11 protein-coding genes are annotated in these 16160 nt (G+C 71.6%); 8 read left to right on the forward strand and 3 right to left on the reverse strand.

Annotated features, from left to right (window positions below; translation table 11 throughout):
* The first annotated feature begins 229 nt into the window (after nucleotides 1-229).
* A complete protein-coding gene (locus ACWCPW_RS30675) occupies nucleotides 230-1621 on the forward strand; it encodes a vWA domain-containing protein (protein ID WP_449764810.1) in 1392 nt (463 codons plus the stop codon).
* On the forward strand, nucleotides 1618-2679 hold the full coding sequence (locus tag ACWCPW_RS30680) for a hypothetical protein (RefSeq protein WP_449764811.1): 1062 nt from the start codon (nucleotides 1618-1620) through the stop codon (nucleotides 2677-2679). The genes ACWCPW_RS30675 and ACWCPW_RS30680 overlap by 4 nt, the downstream gene beginning before the upstream one ends.
* A 169-nt stretch (nucleotides 2680-2848) precedes the next feature.
* Here the strand turns inward: ACWCPW_RS30680 and ACWCPW_RS30685 are convergent, their stop codons facing one another.
* Nucleotides 2849-4180, reverse strand: a complete 1332-nt coding sequence (locus ACWCPW_RS30685) for a GAF domain-containing protein (RefSeq protein WP_449764812.1) — start codon at nucleotides 4178-4180, stop codon at nucleotides 2849-2851.
* 175 nt (nucleotides 4181-4355) lie between these two features.
* Between ACWCPW_RS30685 and ACWCPW_RS30690 the strand changes: the two genes are divergently transcribed.
* From ACWCPW_RS30690 to ACWCPW_RS30705, 4 genes are all read left to right on the forward strand, one after another.
* Nucleotides 4356-5165, forward strand: a complete 810-nt coding sequence (locus tag ACWCPW_RS30690; protein ID WP_449764813.1) for an alpha/beta fold hydrolase — start codon at nucleotides 4356-4358, stop codon at nucleotides 5163-5165.
* Between the two features lie 190 nt (nucleotides 5166-5355).
* Entirely contained in the window at nucleotides 5356-6219 is an 864-nt protein-coding gene (locus ACWCPW_RS30695; RefSeq protein ID WP_449764814.1) for an SAM-dependent methyltransferase, read from the forward strand.
* A 321-nt stretch (nucleotides 6220-6540) separates the two neighbouring features.
* Nucleotides 6541-7677 (forward strand): carboxylate-amine ligase, encoded by a 1137-nt coding sequence (locus tag ACWCPW_RS30700; RefSeq protein ID WP_449764815.1) that lies wholly within the window; start codon nucleotides 6541-6543, stop codon nucleotides 7675-7677.
* A 132-nt stretch (nucleotides 7678-7809) separates the two neighbouring features.
* Entirely contained in the window at nucleotides 7810-8520 is a 711-nt protein-coding gene (locus ACWCPW_RS30705; protein WP_449764816.1) for a hypothetical protein, read from the forward strand.
* Between the two features lie 832 nt (nucleotides 8521-9352).
* On the opposite strand, the gene ACWCPW_RS30710 is transcribed toward ACWCPW_RS30705, so the two are convergent.
* Complete coding sequence (locus ACWCPW_RS30710) at nucleotides 9353-11194, reverse strand: vWA domain-containing protein (RefSeq protein WP_449764817.1); 1842 nt, start codon at nucleotides 11192-11194, stop codon at nucleotides 9353-9355.
* Nucleotides 11195-11484: 290 nt separating this feature from the next.
* Between ACWCPW_RS30710 and ACWCPW_RS30715 the strand changes: the two genes are divergently transcribed.
* Together ACWCPW_RS30715 and ACWCPW_RS30720 are read left to right on the forward strand one after the other, a co-directional pair.
* On the forward strand, nucleotides 11485-12336 hold the full coding sequence (locus ACWCPW_RS30715; RefSeq protein WP_449764818.1) for an LAETG motif-containing sortase-dependent surface protein: 852 nt from the start codon (nucleotides 11485-11487) through the stop codon (nucleotides 12334-12336).
* A 212-nt stretch (nucleotides 12337-12548) separates the two neighbouring features.
* Nucleotides 12549-14507 (forward strand): endo-1,3-alpha-glucanase family glycosylhydrolase, encoded by a 1959-nt coding sequence (locus ACWCPW_RS30720; protein ID WP_449764819.1) that lies wholly within the window; start codon nucleotides 12549-12551, stop codon nucleotides 14505-14507.
* 758 nt (nucleotides 14508-15265) lie between these two features.
* Here ACWCPW_RS30720 and ACWCPW_RS30725 read toward each other — a convergent pair.
* Nucleotides 15266-15544, reverse strand: coding sequence for a hypothetical protein (locus ACWCPW_RS30725; protein WP_449764820.1), 279 nt, complete (start codon nucleotides 15542-15544; stop codon nucleotides 15266-15268).
* Nucleotides 15545-16160 lie beyond the last annotated feature (616 nt).

Here is a 16160-nt window from a genome sequence, read left to right on the forward strand (position 1 = left end):
GGCTTCGACTCCGACCCGCCCTAGCATCGCCGCGGACTTCGACCCCGACCCGCCCGAGTCCCGCCGAAGGACCCTCCCCGATCCGCCCGAGCACCGCCGCGGGCTTCGACTTCGATCGAGGGAACCGTCGGCCGAAGGCTCCGACCGAGTCGCCCCTCAGGGCTTCCGAGGGAAGCGTGATGGACCCTCCCTCTTGGCATCGCACGTCGCGGATTCCATGATCGGCGTCGTGATCCCTTTCCTACGCACACGCTCGGCCGTGGCCCTGGGCGCGGTGTCCCTGGTGTTGTGCGGCCCTGTGTCCGTCGCAGCGGCCGACCCCGCCCCGCCCGCCGAGGCCGTCCCGGCCAAGGTCGAGCTGGTGCTCGACCTGTCCGGTTCGATGAAACAGAACGACGCCGGCGGGCAGACCCGCCTGGAGGCCGCCAAGCAGGCGGTGAACCGCATCATCGACGCGGCTCCGGCGACCGCCCAGGTCGGCATCCGCGTGTACGGCGCGGCCTATCCCGGTACGGACAAGGCCCTCGGCTGTGCGGACACCCAGCTCCTGGTGCCGGTGGCGCTGATGAACGAGGGGGCCAAGGGCGCGGCGCGGCAACGGGTCGCGGCGCTGAACGCCGTCGGGTTCACCCCCATCGGCAACGCGCTGCGGGCCGCCTCCGACGACCTCGGCACCCAGGGCGAGCGCCACGTGATCCTGGTCTCCGACGGCGAGGACACCTGCGCGCCGCCGCAACCGTGCGAGGTCGCCAAGGAGTTGAACGCGAAGGGCACCAAGCTGACGGTCGACGCGGTCGGGTTCAACGTCTCCGGCGCCGCGCGCGATCAGCTCAAGTGCATCACCGCCGCCGGGAACGGCGTCTACGCCGACGCCAAGGACGCCGATTCGCTGGTCTCGAACATGTCCAGCCTGTTCCGCAGGGCGTGGACCCCCTACGACGCGTCCGGTCGACCCATCCAGGGCGCGACGACCGGTTGTGCCAACGCGCCGATCGTGGAGGACGGCCAGTACCTCGACGCGTTCGTCACCAGTCGCGACCTGTGGTACCGCATTCGCAAGAACCCGGGTGAGGATCTCGCCATCGGCGCCACCGCGATCTTCTCGGAGCGCATGCGGGTCGCCGACGATCGGGAGAACTCGGCTTTCCTGACCCACCTGTTCATCAGATCCGGCCCGCCGGACCTGCCGCAGAGCTGGCTCTTGACCGAGGGCGTGGCCCTGGAGGCGAACAACATCGTCACCACCGGCGCGTCCGCCGGGGCGAAGAGTTCCGCCAAGGCACCGGACGGGATCGGCTGCCTGCGCATCTCGCACAACGCCGAGGTGGATCCGCAACGCCGAATCCTGCTCGAACTCCTGGTCAGCCACCCCAGGCGGCCGGGGACCATCGGCACCACGTCCGGCCCCGCGCCCGCGAGCGCCGACGCCGGTGCCCCGGCCGCCGTGCCCGGCGCGCCCGGCGCCGGTGGCGACCGCACCTCGGTCGCCGCGTCGTCCGGCGACGACGACGGGCCCGGAACCGGAGTGACTCTCGCTGTGATCGCCGCCGCGGTGCTCGTCGGCGGCGTGCTGGGATCGTTCGCCGCCGGTGCCCGGCGCCGACAGGGGAGGCAGGCGTGAACGCCGTCGTACGCATACGCATACGCAGGATCGCGGCGTCGGCCGGGGCCGTCCTCGCCGCGGTCGTCGGCTCGGTGGTGGCCGCGACACCCGCCGCGGCGGACACCACGAGCGGATTCTCGTTCAACAGCGCGGGCGAGGTCGGGCCCGGGGTGTATCGCGAGAGCATGGTGGTGGGCGACTTCCTGTTCTGGCGGGTGTACATGCAGCCGGGGCAGAAGCTCTCGATCAAGGGGTCCGTCGACATCCCGGCCGATTTCCCGTACAAGCAGGGCCCGAGGTTCGTGATGAACCTCTACAACCCGTTGCGCGAGGCCATTCCGCTCCTGGACAACCCGACGAACCAGCTCGTGCCGGGCACCACGCACCTGGAGGCGACCTCGGGGGCGTGGACCGTCGGGGACGGCAAGAAGTACGAGAACTTCGACGGGACCAAGGGCTCGTTCAAGGAGTTCAAGGACGACAAGTACGCGCTGCGCGGGTCGTACTACGTCCAGATGTCCATCACCGGGGCCCAGGGGCCGCAGCGCGGCATCGTGGTGCCGATCCGGCTCGAGGTGTCGGTCGAGGGCACCGTGGTGCAACGACCGGATCAGCCGTTGGGGCCCGAGGAGGAGCCGCGGCCGGCGGCGGGCGCGGTGCCCGGTGCGCCGTCTCCGGCCCGGTCCGACTCCCCGGTACGGGCCGGCGCTCCGCCGGCGCCGGCCGCCCGCGCCGACGGCGGTGCGGGCTCGTCCGTGGCCTCGGATTGGGGCGTGCCGGCGGGCGGCGCGCTCGTCGCGCTGTTGGCCGCGGCCGGTCTCGGGTACGCGGTGCGCACGCGGTTCGCCGCCCCGGCGCCCGTACCCGTCTCCCCCTGGGCGGATCGGCTGCCCGGCACTCCCCCGCCGCCCGCGGCGCCGCCCGCCCCCGCCCGGGATCCGGCGTCGACGTGGCGGCCCGGTGTCGCCGATCGCGGGCCGGGCACGGCGCCCGAATCGCACGAGGTCACGCAGGAGTTCGAGGTGCCCGGGCGTGCGGAACGTCCGCCCGGCGCCGAGCCGCCCACGCAGGCTTGAGGAGTCCCGTAGGCAGACCTCGGCGGGGCGCGGGGCGGTGGTGGGTGGGTGCACGGCGTCGGGATCGATCGACGGGTGCGCCGCCCGCCGCCGCTCCGCGGCCGCCCACCGGCGTCGCCTTCCGCCGGTGTCGCTTCGCTGCCCGGAACGCCGGTGCGGCGCGGCCGGGTCAGGTCGACCAGCGCAGCGCCGTGTCGGGATCGGCGCTGTCCAGGACGCGGCGGCGCAGGCGTTCGTGCAGGGCCTCGCGCAGCGCGAGCACGCGCGGGGCGGTGGAGCCGGGCAGGAGGTGGCCCCGGTAGTGGTCGAGCAGGGTGTCGATCGAGGTGGTGGGGACGGACAGGGCGCGGTCGAGGTCGAGGAAGTCGGCCTCGCAGTCGCCGGTCAGGCGGTACGGGTCCGAGGCCAGTCGGTGGCCCAGGATCGCGCGTAGCCGGGCCAGTTCGGCGCGGACGGTGGCCGGGCGTCCGCCGGGGCCGTAGACCGCCTCGGTGATCGCCTTGGCCGTCATCCCACCGGGCTCGCTCAGCAGGGTCGTGACGATCTCGGCGTGCCTGCGCGTGAGTTCGTGCGTGGTGCCGGCGATCTCGAGCCGGGCCCGGCGCAGGCCCAGCGCCTGCAGGCGCAGCGGCGCGGTGGTGACCGGGCCCGATGCCGAGTCCTCGGCGATCAGCAGGTACAGGCCGCCGGCGGCGAGGCGCTCGACCAGCAGGACCTGCCCACCGGGCAGCAGCATCGGGCCTTCGCGCGGCGGGCCGGGCAGGCGCTGCGGCAGCCAACCGGGCGGATCCGAACGCAGGACGCGCCCCTTGGGGTCGACGATCGCGCTCTTGCTGCCGAGCCGGCGGGCGATCCGCTCCACGTAGCGGGTGCTCACCCGCGCCTCCTCGCGCAGCCGTACGCTCTCCAGCTCCGCCTGGGCCAGTCGGCGCGCGGTGTCGAGCAGGGGAACCGCGAGCGGTTGCCAACTGCGTTCGGGGCAGGTGAAGTCCAGGATGCCGAGCAGTTCGCCCCCGGCCGGATCGTGGATGGGGGTGGCCGTGCAGGTGTACGCGGTGGCCGCGGACAGGAAGTGCTCGGCGCCGAACACCTGGAACGGGCGGCCCGTGGCCAGTGCGGTGCCCACCCCGCTGGTACCCGCCGCGTCCTCGCTCCACAGCGCCCCGGGCAACAGGTGCACGCGTTCGGCGGCGCGCAGCGTGGGGTGTTCGCCCTGCACCCACAGCAGGTGCCCCCGCGCGTCGCTGAGGAACAGGAGGCGGCCCGGGTCGGTGACCAGGCCGCTGAGTGTGCGGCGCAGCAGGGGCCAGATCGTGGTGAGCGGATGTTCCTCGCGGTGTCGGGCCAGTTCGTCGTCGACGAGGGTGACCGGCGGGAGGTAGGCGTCGGGCGGCAACCCCTGTCGCCGCGCACGCGACCACGAGGCCCGGATCGGGTCCCGCACGCCCGTGGCCGACCCACCACCCAGTGCTCGGTCACGTGCGTCCGGTCCGTCCGCCATGCGTCCATCATGCCGGCGTGGGCCCCGGGGCGTCGGGCCGTGGCCGGGCGGGGCGGGTGCCGGATTCTGCAACGTTGCTGCAACCCCCCTCCGGTCTCTGGTGCGCGGGTCTCCCGCGCGCACACACTGCCGCAGCGCGGGTCGGCGATCGGCCGGCCGGGACCCGAGGAGAGACGTGCCCTATCTGGAGTTGTCCGACACCGTTCCGCTGTACTACGAGGAGCACGGCGCGGGCCGCCCGGTGCTGCTGTTGCACGGGTGGACGATGAACAGTTCGTTCTGGTCGGGGAACATCGCCGCGCTGGCGGCGGAGAATCGGGTGATCGTCGCCGACTTCCGGGGCCACGGGCGCTCGGGCAAGACCCCCGAGGGGCACAGTCTCGACCAGTACGCCCGTGATGTCCGCGAGTTGGTGCTGGCACTGGGTCTGGACGAGGTGACCATGGTGGGCTGGTCCATGGGTACCTCGGTGGTGTTGTCGTACGTGCGCCAGTTCGGCTGCGAGGGGTTGCGCGGCGCGGTGTTCGTCGATCAGTCGCCGCGTTTCATGGACGGGCCCGGGTGGGACTTCGCCCTGCAGGGCGGCTATTCGCCGGTCGATCTGGCGGTGTTCGCGCAGACCGTACGGCACGCCCGGCCGTTGGCGATCAAGCCGTTCATCGCGGCGTGTTTCGCCGAGCCGCCGGCGGCGGAGGCGGTGGACGCGGCGTACGCGGAGACCACCCAGACGCACACCGCGTCCGCGTTGGACGTGTGGATGGACATGGCGCACTCGGACTGGCGGCCCGTGCTGCCCGCGGTGAAGGTGCCGACGCTGCTGATCTACGGCGAGCGCAGTCGGATCTTCCCCGGGGACCTGGCCGGTTGGCTGGCCGAGGCGCTGCCCGACGCGCGGGTGGAGCGGTTCGCGGCGAGCGGACATGTGCCGTTCGTCGAGGAGGGCGAACGCTTCGACGCCGTCGTCACGGAATTCCTTCGCCGCTGATCTCCCGGGAGTGCGAAGGAACATGCGGGTCCGCCCGGCGGGTAACCCCGCCTCGCCCGGTCCGGGCGGCCCGCTACCCCAGGATCGAGGAAGGCCGATGATTGTGCTGCCCGGCAAGTCGACGGATACCCGTTCCCCCGTCGGTTGCCCGCCGGCGGACGGATCGCCGGCGGATCGACCGACGGCACGCGTGCCTTCGGCGCGGTCGCCCGAGTTGCGTACCGATCTCGCCCATCCGGCCCGGATGTACGACCACTACCTCGGCGGCAAGAACACCTTCGCCGTCGATCGCGACGCGGCCGAGGCCGTCCTGACCCTGGCGCCCGAGGTCCGCGCGATGGCCTTGGCGAATCGGGCCTTCCTGCGCCGGGCGGTGGCGTTCGCGACCGGTGTCGGCATCCGTCAGTTCCTCGACATCGGGATGGGTCTGCCCGCCGCCGGCGACACGTACGAGTGTGCGGTGCTCGGAACCGAGCACGCGCGGGCGGTGTACGTCGACCACGATCCGATGGTGCTGGCGCACGCGCGCGCGTTGTCCGCGCGGCCCGGTCGGGTTCGTGTGGTGGAGGGTGATCTCCGGGACCCGGAGGCGCTGTTGCGTCGGGTGGCCGGGCGGACCGGGGTGGACTTCGACCGGCCGGTGGCCGTGGTGTTGACCGCGGTGCTGCACTACCTCTCGGATGCCGACGATCCCCGGTCCGTGGTGCGGGCGTTGATGGACGCGACGGTGCCCGGCAGTGTTCTGGTGCTTTCGCACCTTGCCGCCGATCTGCGGCCGGACGCGGCGCGCACGACCGCCGAGTCGTATCGCCATTCCGCGGCGCCGTTGTTCCCCCGGACCGCGCCCCAGGTGCGGGCGCTGTTCACCGGGCTCAGTCCGATCGACCCCGGGGTGGTCCCGATCTCGTCGTGGCGTGCGGACCGGCTGCCGCGTCTGCTGGACAATCGCCAGTGGATGTACGCGGGCGTCGCCCTCAAGTCGCCGCCGACGGGGCGCTGGGAGTGTTCGGGCCGGGGTCGGGGTGTGGTCGGCCCGCGCCGCTCGTGTCTTTGAGGCAGCGAGCCGGGCGACGAGCCGGGAGCGGGACCGGGGACAGGACCGGGACCAGGACCGGGAGACGGACGGGGCGCGGGCGGCCGGGCCGGCGGCGAAGCGACGCCGACGCCGACGGGTGCCGGGCGCGACGCGCGGAGCTACCGGCGGATTTACCGGACCGTGGTACCCGGTCCGGCCTTACCGGTCGGTCCGTCGGTGACGATCATGGGCGCTGTCGCTCGGCGCCGATCGGGCGGTCCGTGGCACCCGCGTGTGGCCGAACGGGCGCACCCCGGCGCCTCGTTCCGTCGGCCTCGCGCCGGGCCGTGAGGAGTCGCTGTGCTCAAGCTGGGGATCGAAGAGGAATTCCACATCGTGGATCTGGCCACCAGGCGCACGGTGTCCTCCGCCCCCGCCCTCCTCGATCGGCTTCCGGCCGGCCCCTTCGTCGGCCGATCCAAGGAGTCGACGGTGGCGCTGGTGACCTCGACGCACGCGGAACCGGACGCGCTTCGGGCGCGGTTGTCCGAATTGCGCGGCACGCTGGTGCACCGCGCGGCCGGTCTGCGTCTGGGTGTGTTGGCGAGCGGCACCGCGCCGATGATGAGCCTCGCGGACGTACGGACGGCCCCCGAGGCCCGATACGCGGCCTGGGAGGGCGAATACGCGCGGTTGTCCCGGGGTTGGATCACGTGTGGCATGCACGTCCGGGTCGACGTCGAGGACCGGGACGCGGCGGCTCGGGCGATCGCCTGGATCACGCCGCATCTGGCCACCTTCTCGGCGCTGTCCGCGAGTTCGCCGTTCTGGGCCGGGCGCGACACCGGTTACGCGAGTTGGCGGCAGGTGTGCGTCGAGCGCCTTCCCGGGGCCGGCCCGATCGGGCCGGTGCGCTCGGCTCGGGAGTACGACGACCTGGTCGCGACCATGGTGGCGGTCGGTGTCGTGCCCGACGGCGACCTCTTCCTCCCGGCGCTGCGCCTGGCCCCGCGGGGGTCCGCGCTGGAACTGCGGGTGTGCGACGCGATCGCCGACGTCGAGGTGACGATCGCGATCGCCGCCCTGTTCCGCGCGCTCTACCGGCACGCGAGTGACGCCGTCGCCGCCGACCGAACGCCGCCGACACTCTCGCCCATGCTCACCCGAGGGGCGATGTGGCGGGCGGCACGCTCCGGGATCGAGGGCGACCTGATCGACCCCGTGGCCGCGGTGAACCTGCCCGCGGCCACGGTGGTCCGTGCCCTGGTCGCCGAGGTGGCCCCGTACTTGCGTGAGAGCGGCGACCTCGACATGGTCGAGGCCGCGATCGAGCGTCTGCTCGCACGCGGGTCCGCCGCCGCCGGGCAACGCCGTGCCGCGCGCGAGGGCGGCCCGGCGACGGTCGTGGATCGGGTGTTGGCGCAGACCATGGCGTGTGTCGGCATCTCGGATGCCTCGCCGTCGCCCGCGTCCCTGCTCGACATCGCCGCGAGCTGACCGCACGGGACGGCCGCCGGCGGGTACGCCGGTCGTCAGTTCGCCGAATACCCCGTATTACCGGGGGGTTTACCCGTCGAGAGTGCCCAACGCGGCCTGTTTCAGGGCGGGTCGGATCACGAGGATTCGGCTATGCCGCAGAACGCTCAAGAGGCCACACGCGAACGCACATCGAAACCGACGGCGGGCAATCGGACCCGACGTCCCGGCCCGCTCGTGGGGGTCGAGGGGCTGGAGGCACACGACGTCAGCTCCGCGCTCCTGCGTTCGATCGCCTCTCCCCCGCGCATTTTCGTCGGGTCGGCGCGCGAGCCCAACGCCCGGCCGGATTTCGCCACGTTGATGGCGTTGGCCGAAGCCGCCGGCGGTGAGCCGTACATCCGCGGCGGCCGGTCCGCGTCCGAGACGCTCACGGTGATCGCCATGCAGACCCATCGCTACGAGTCCGCCCGGCTGTTCCTGGCGGCCGGGCGCACCGTCGTCGAGCAGCGCGGTGTCTACACCGCCGCCGTCGAGGACGCGATCGCCCGGCATCCCGGTGACCTCGAGCAGGCCCACCAGGCCGCGCGGCGCTTCCTGGCGACCGTCGCCCAGTGGCGACCGCTGCCCGACCTGGTGCTGCTGACCGCGGACGAACCGCGCGCGATCGAGGAGCGGTTGCGCGCGCACGACCAGGAGAAGGGGCTCGACCCGACCCAACTCCAGTCCAAGGCGACCTTGTTCGAGCTGCTCGCGAAGGACGACCCGGACCGCTTCCGGATCTTCGATCGCCGAGACATCGGTGACGTTCCGGTGGGCGAGGCGGTGCGCGAGTGGTTGTCCCGCGTGTTGCCGACGGAGTAGGGCGCGCGCGTCGAGCGACCGCGCGGATCACCCGGACGGGGCGGCCCGCTTCGCGGCCCATCATGACGAAGCGCCCGCATGCCGCGGATCGGCCGGCCGGGGTTCGGCGGTCGTCCGGGGTGTGCGGGCGCTTCGTCCCGAGGCGAGCGGGTGATCGGCTCCCGCGCGGCGCGGCGCAAGGTGCACGAACGACGGCCGGATGCCGACCCCTTGCTGGGATCTGCACCCGGCCGTGTGTATGCGTGTGCGGCGTCCGCACCCTGAAGGAATGCGTCCGCCCGGAGCCGTGCGGACCGGGCCCCGGTGTCCTAGCGGGGCGACACCGCGTGCTGCGAGACACGCGGTCCGGTGGCGCGGTATCCGCCCCTGGTACCGCCGCCTCGGCCTCGGCCGTGTGACGAAGCGAAGCAAGTCATGTCGGTTTCCCTTCCGTTCCTGAAAGACGGTGCGGATCTGTTCAGGGTCGAGCCGGTGGTGTGATGAGCCGGGGAGCGCCGGGGAGACGGCGACGCAGCACCTCGACGCGCCAAGCCTGCGCTACGGAACACCTGTGGCCAAGACTTCCAGGCCCCGGGAACGTGGCGTAAAGCCTCAGCAGATCTGGTGCTCGCATTCGCTCGGTCGCCGGGTGGGGGCGATCGGGGACGGTTCCTCCCGTGTTCGCGAACATCCTTGCCTGGCGGCGCCGTTCGCACGGTGTCGCGAGACCCGCCCGTCATCGGGAAGGCCTCGGCGACAGGAGCCGCGAGGACCGACGACGAACGGACGGCAGCCGAGCAGGCAGCGGACGCGAGGACCGGGGGCGTCGACCGGCGGGCCCCGGGGTGCGCGCTCATGTGTCGCGCGATGGTCGCCGGCGCAGCACGAGGGCGGTGAGCGCCGCGCCGAGCAGGATCGCGGCGGGCAGTCCGACCCACACCAACGGGCCGCCGAACGCCGCCGAATCGTCCGCCGCCGAGGAGTCGGAGTCCCTCGTCGTGCTCTTCGCCGGAGTCTTCGCGCCCGGGTTCGCGGCGGTCGACGCGGTCTTCGCCGGCGGCGGTGAGCCTTCGGCCTGCTGCCCGCTTTGCGCGTACACCGGACCGGGTTCCTTGGTACCGCCCACCGAGACGTCCACGGCCAGCGAGCGCACCTCTCCCTCGCCCTGCGCCGCTACCGCGATGTAGTACCAGCCGGGCAGCATGTCGGCGACTTCCTGCTGCCGGTCGCTGCGGTTGAGGAAGCGCACGGGACGCGTCGCGAAGGGGTCCACGCCCTTCGAGAAGATGTGTTCGGTGTCGTGCACTCCCCACGAGTCCTGGGCCAGTTGCTCGCGGATCGGGTTGTAGAAGTGGGTTTGTACGCCGACGATCTCCTTGCCGCCGCCGACGCGCGTCTGGAAGGCGAGGCTTTGGCCCCAGTCGAGGCGGACCCGGTAGAAGGCCCACTCCCCCGGGGCGATCGTGTCGGTGTAGTGGCCGGACCCGGGCAGGGTGGTCGCCGAGCCGAACGAGCCGCCGCCGACCACCGGTTGCGGGGCGCCGCCGGGCTCGGTGTAGCGCGCGAGGTCGGCCTCGGCCGGGCCCTTGTCCAGTACCTGCGGTTCGAGCAGGACCTGGAGTTCGAGGGGTACCGGTGGTCCGGTTCCTCGGCGGGTCACCGAGAACACCTGTCGTCCGGGTTGCTCGCACCCGTTGGTGCCTCGACCCGATGCCGTCCAACTCACCGAAGCCGTGACGACCTTGGACAGTCCTTGGTCGAGTCCGGTGTCCGACGCGCAGAAGCTGCTGCCGCGCTCGCCGAGCTGCTTGACGTCCAGGGCTTCCAGGCCCTTGACCTTGCTGACGGTGGTTCCCGACACGTACGCGGTGTAGCCCGCCGGCACGTCGACGGAGTAGTACTTCACTTCCTTGTCGGTCAGTTCGTCCAGGTGGCCGCCGGGGGGCACGGCCGCGGCGCGCGCGGGATCGGGGCCGCCGTCGACGGGGGTGCCCGCGGGTTCGTAGCTGCGCAGTGCGCGTTGGGTCACCCGGGTCAGCTCGCGTTCGAGCGAGCCGGCGTCCGGGGCATCGGCGTAGGTTCCGCCCGAGGCCCGGGCGATGCACATCAGTTGTGCGCGGGTCTTGGCGTCCGCGGCGAAGCCGACGGTGTGCACGCGCATGTCCACGCCCTGCGCGGCGAGTTCGCGTGCCACCTGGCAGGGTTCCGGGGGCGCGCAGGTGTCCTCTCCGTCGGAGACCAGCACGATCGAGCGTGGGCCCTCCTTCGGCAGCGCCTCGGCGGCCTTGCGCAGCGCCGGACCCATCGGGGTCCAGCCCAGCGGCCGGATCGCCTGCGCCGCCGCCTTGAGGTCGCGCTCCGGCGCGGTGCCGACGGGTCGCACCACCGTGACGTCGCGGCAGCCGTCGGCCCTGTCGGTGGTGGACCCGCTCTGCCCGGTGCCGTACACCGTCAGTCCCATCCGCGAGCCCGCCGGCGCGGCGTCCACCAGCGTGCCGATCGCCTTCTTGGCGGCATCGATCCGGGTTTCGGTCCCGGCGCGTTCGTTCATCGACCCGGAGGCGTCCAGGACGAGCATCACCGGGCTGAGCGCGCCCGGTTCGGCCGCGTGTGCCGGTGATCCGCCGATGGGCGCCCAGGCGATGCCGAAGGCCAGCGCCAGGGCGGTGCACGCCGGGAGTGCTCTCGATCTCATGGCCGGGAATCTAGACTGGATTGCACTCGCAAACAATGGATTTGCAAATAGCAATGATGAATGATCCACCGTGCTCATGTGGGACATACCATCGGAGAACCTTCGTTGCAGTTGCAAATACCTTTGCCGTGATCGACATCGTGCGCCCGGGATCGCCGGACCGTTACCCGCGCGTATACCTCTGCCGGTTCATCAACTCGCCCTTGCCGCGCGCGCGAGGACGGCGAAAATCTTCCCCCCGGACTCTGTCATCGGATCGAGTCGACGCCTCGAGTTCGGGGAGCTTCACAGTGCAACGAGGTCTTACCGGTTCGATCGCCGCCGGCCTGGGCGTGGGCGCCTTCGCGCTGATCGCGCCGATCGCGGCCGCCGGGTCGGCGCACGCGGCCGACGACGACAAGAAGGCGTGTGGGCCGGTCACCATCGAATGGTCCATCGACGACAAGACGTGGTCCAAGGCCGGCCTGTTGGGCGCGCTCCACACCAAGGTGAGCGTGCGCATCGCCGGCGATGTCGCCAAGTCGTGCAGTTACAAGGTCTCCCTCGCCTCCTACAGCGCGGACGGACCCACCTGGAAAACCTCGGGGATCCAGCGGTATCTCGGCTCCAAGACGGTGACGCTGAGCAGCGCGCACAAGAGCGCCAAGCTCGACATCTCCAAGTACGCGCCGCCCTGCTTCGGCCAGATCGACCTGTACGGCAACGACAAGGTCTACGACGGGAAGGCCAACCCGCTGCCGCGTTATCCCGACGCGAAATATCCCGTCGATCTGATCGCCGGGTGGAACGGCGGCAAGGAATGCGCGCCGCCGACGACCAAGCCCCCCACCACGAAGCCGCCCACCAGCGCGCCGCCCACCACCAAGCCGCCCACGACCGCGCCGCCGACCACGGCGCCGCCCACCACGACCCCCTCGAGTTCGGCACCGCCGACCACGAAGCCGCCCACCACCACCTCGCCCCCCGAGGACCAGCGCACCCCCGAGACCGCCCCGCCGGTCACCGGCCAACTCGCCCAGACCGGCGGCAACAGCGGCGTCAAGCGGATCGCCGGCGCGTCCGTCGCGATCCTGGTCGCCGCGGTCGGCGCCCTGCTCCTGATCGGCCGTCGCCCGCACCGGTCCGGCCCCCGTTCGCACTGATCCGACGCGGATTCGTGCCGCGGCTCATCCGGAATGCGCGGATCCGCGGACCACACTCGCACCACGAGAGCCTCTGCTCTAGGCTCCCGACGTCGCACCGCTCCGGTGTCCTTTTCAGGGCTCCGGGCCGAGTCCCGGCGGCCTGACAGGCGCCCCTATACCGGTTGCGGGTAAGTCGACTTCGGGAGCAGCGAAGTACCGTGGAGGGCTTCTTGCGATTTCGTTCGCTCAAATTCGTGTTGCCCGCGTTCCTGTTGGTCGGCGCCGGTGTGACCTTCGGAGTGGCTTCGGGTGACTCGGACAACTCCAAGGCCACGGTGCCCACCAACGAGAACGCCTATGTGAGCCAGGTGGCACCGGCCAAGGCGCACGCCACGCAGACCTGGTTGTCGGTGTGTCCGGCAACCTGCGAGGGAGCTCCCCGCTCCGAACGGCGGGCGTTCGTCAAGTTCACCGTCGCGGGGGTACCCGCGGGCGCGCGCGATGTGCGGCTGAGTCTGGATCTGTATTCGGCCAGGACCACCGACACCTCCGTGCGCGTGCACAAGGTCACCGGTTCCTGGTCGGCGAAGAGCCTGACCTGGAACAAACAGCCCGCGTTCGGTGACGTGGTGGGCTCACGCGACGGCTTCACCGCGTCGCAGGTCGGCTCGATCGACGTCTCGTCGGCCTTCACCGGCAACGGGACGTACAGTTTCGCGCTCACGGCCGGGAAGGGCGCGCAGGGCGTCTTCCAGTCCTCGCGCGCGAGTGCCGCTCAGGCCCCGCGCCTGTCGGTGAGCTGGACCGATCCGGCCACCCCCACCACCGGGTCGCTCCCGTTCGAGATGCCGTCCACGTCGGCACTGCGCGCGAGCGACAAGAAGGTGTACGCGCATTACTTCACCCCCTACCCCGCTTCCCTCGACAATCAGGAGCCGAGCCAGGACTACTACAGCCGCAACTACCTCAACCCCGCGGGCGAGAGCGGCAAGCACGCCGCGTACGGCGGACTGCTGCGGGACCGACCGGTCCCACGTGGACCGTTGACCGGGGACTGGCAGCTGCAGGACATGCAGCGCGAGATCCGCGACGCGACCGCGGCCGGCGTCGACGGCTTCACCGTCGACGTGCTGTCCACCACCGGTGCGCACTGGACCAGGATCAAGAACCTGATCAAGGCCGCCGAGACCGTCGACCCCGGCTTCGCGATCGTGCTGATGCCGGACATGACCTCGCTCAAGGACGCCACACCCGCGAGCCTGGCCGCGTCGATGGCCGACCTGGCCTCCTCACGGTCCGTCCGGCGCCTGGCGGACGGTCGCGTGGTGATCTCCCCCTTCAAGGCGGAGCAGCAAACCCCGCAGTGGTGGGGCGAGTTCGCGACCGCGATGACCAATACGCACAAGCTGGGAACCGCGCTGGTCCCGGTGTTCCTGAACTTCTCGGCGAATGCCGACAAGTACGCGTCGGTCAGCTACGGATTCTCGAGCTGGGGCAACCGCAGTCCCAACCGTCAGGGCAACATCCAGTCGGACATCGCCAGGGCCCACAGCCTCGGCAAGATCTGGATGCAGCCGGTCGCGGTCCAGGACGAGCGCCCCAACCAGGGCATCTACGACGAGGCGAACAACACCGAGAACCTGCGCACTTCGTGGGACAACACGATCTCCGGGGGAGCGGACTGGGTACAGCTCACCACCTGGAACGACTACTCCGAGGGCACCCAGTTCCAGCCCTCGGCCAACTCCGGACACACCTGGGTCGACATCAGCGACTACTACCTGGTCCGGTTCAAGACCGGGGCCTGGCCCCGGATCACGCGTGACACGGCGTACCTCACGCATCGCGTGCAGTTCGCCGCGGCCAAGCCCACGGGCGGCACGCAGACGAAGTTGATGACACCGAGGTCGGGGACCAACGCGCCCCGGGACTCGGTGGAGGTGCTGACCTTCCTGGTCGCACCTGCGACGGTGAACGCGACGATCGGCGGCGCCGGCCAGAGCTATCAGGCGGCGGCCGGCGTACAGGCGAAGCTGTTCCCGCTCGCCTACGGCACCAACTCGGCGTCAATCGTCCGCAACTCGGCCACGGTGGCGACGGTTTCCTCACCCAACGTGGTGCGGAAGGACTTCGCCGCCCAGGACCTCGGCTACCGAGGCGCGAGCAGCGGCCGGCCGGGCGCGGGCTGACACTCCGCACCCACCGAGTGGAACAACCGTGGGGGCCGGGTCCGTTGCGGATCCGGCCCCCACTCGCGTCGGGAGGAAGCCACCGCTCGCGGGCGGCACGTCCACGTGCGCGGGAACGGAACGGGAACGACGGAGCGCCGACCCCCGGCCGGGGGTGGGCGCTCCGTCGTCGTATGGATGCCGCTGTCCGGCGTGCGGACGGTGGCACCTCGCATCGCCCGCCGCAGCCGCCGAAACGGGCGAGGTGGGAGGCTTGTCGGCACGACGCCCCGGAAGACGAGGCGCAACTCGTCTTCCGGGGCGTCGCAATCGCGTACGGGGCTCGGGCTGGGACGAATCTCCCGCTCCCGTACGGGTGTTGGCGCTCGGAGTCGGACGGCGATCACCGGGGAGGGTGCGCTTCCCCCGCGCCATTGAGGGGGAACGCCCGGCCACCGCCCGATCCGGGGCGCTCGGTTCCCTCGGTCCGCCTGGGCGGACGTCGGGTGGTCGAACCTCGGCTCGTGCACGCCGGGCACATCGAGTGCCCTTCGGGTCCTGAAGGATGACGAGGATCTTTCAGGACAAGCCGGGTGTCGCGAACGAAGGCGCGTGCCGCGGGGTGTGGCGGTGAGGCGCTTCGTTGCAACCAGCCTGCGGCATGGGAACCGGTTGGCCAAGTCTGCGCAGGCTGCGGGAATGTGGGGTGCAGGACAAGCGGAGCTGGCGCTTGCGGGCGGGGAGGGGCCGTGCGCGGCGGAGGTTCGTCTGCGCCGGGATCAGAGACCCATGGCCAACTGGGCCACTCGACCGGCCATTCGATCGGCCACCGGGTTCGGGACCTGGCCCGCCAGTTCCCTCGGCACCGACTTCTCCTGGCCCTGGGCGATCCGCCTGACCGCGTTGGCTCCCTTGGCGACGGCGAGAGTCGCCGAGGCGAGGCCCGCCGTGTGTGCGTCGAGGACCTTCGCGCCCACGCTCACCGCGAACTTGGTGCCGGCCGCGGCGACCTTGTACAGCTTGCTGTTCGCAACCACGTCCGGAGAGTTCCGGGTCATCCTCGCGATGGCACGCACCGCCAGATTGTGTTTCCGGGGCGGATCGACGTTGTCGCCGATCGCTTCCTTCCCCATGTCGTACTTGTGGATCGGCACTGGCGCCCTCTCATCTCGCTGCAATGTCTTTCCTCTTCGCGCCCGGAATGTCAGTCGCCGGGTTGTTGCACTCGACCGGTGTCCCGGCTGCGGGTCGCGGTTTTCTGGGGCCCTGTGCCGTTGCCGGTCTGCCCCAGGCCGGGCGTGGTCCGACCGGCTTCGGGCTTTGCCGCAACTGCCGGACCGGCAGCCCGGGCGATGCGGTTCGTGACACTCCGCACGGTCTCCGGGCTCAGCGGCTTGAGGCGGCCGGCCGTCGCCTCGGGCTTGACCGGCAAGGCCACGGAGGGTTGGGGGCGCGCGGGTTCGCCATTGCTGATGCCCACCGCGTTGGCGACCGCCGCGGGGCTGACCGGACTCAGACTATTGAGGGCGGAGGCCGCTCTGTTCGTCTGGGCGCGTGCCGTCCTGTTCGCAGCCCTGGTCTGACGCCGCGTCTGACGCGCCTGGCGAGCCGCAACCCGGTTCGCAACCCTCGCCTCACGCCGCGCCTGACGCCGCCCCTGACGAGCCTCCCGAG

The sequence above is a fragment of the Embleya sp. NPDC001921 genome, from assembly GCF_053594475.1.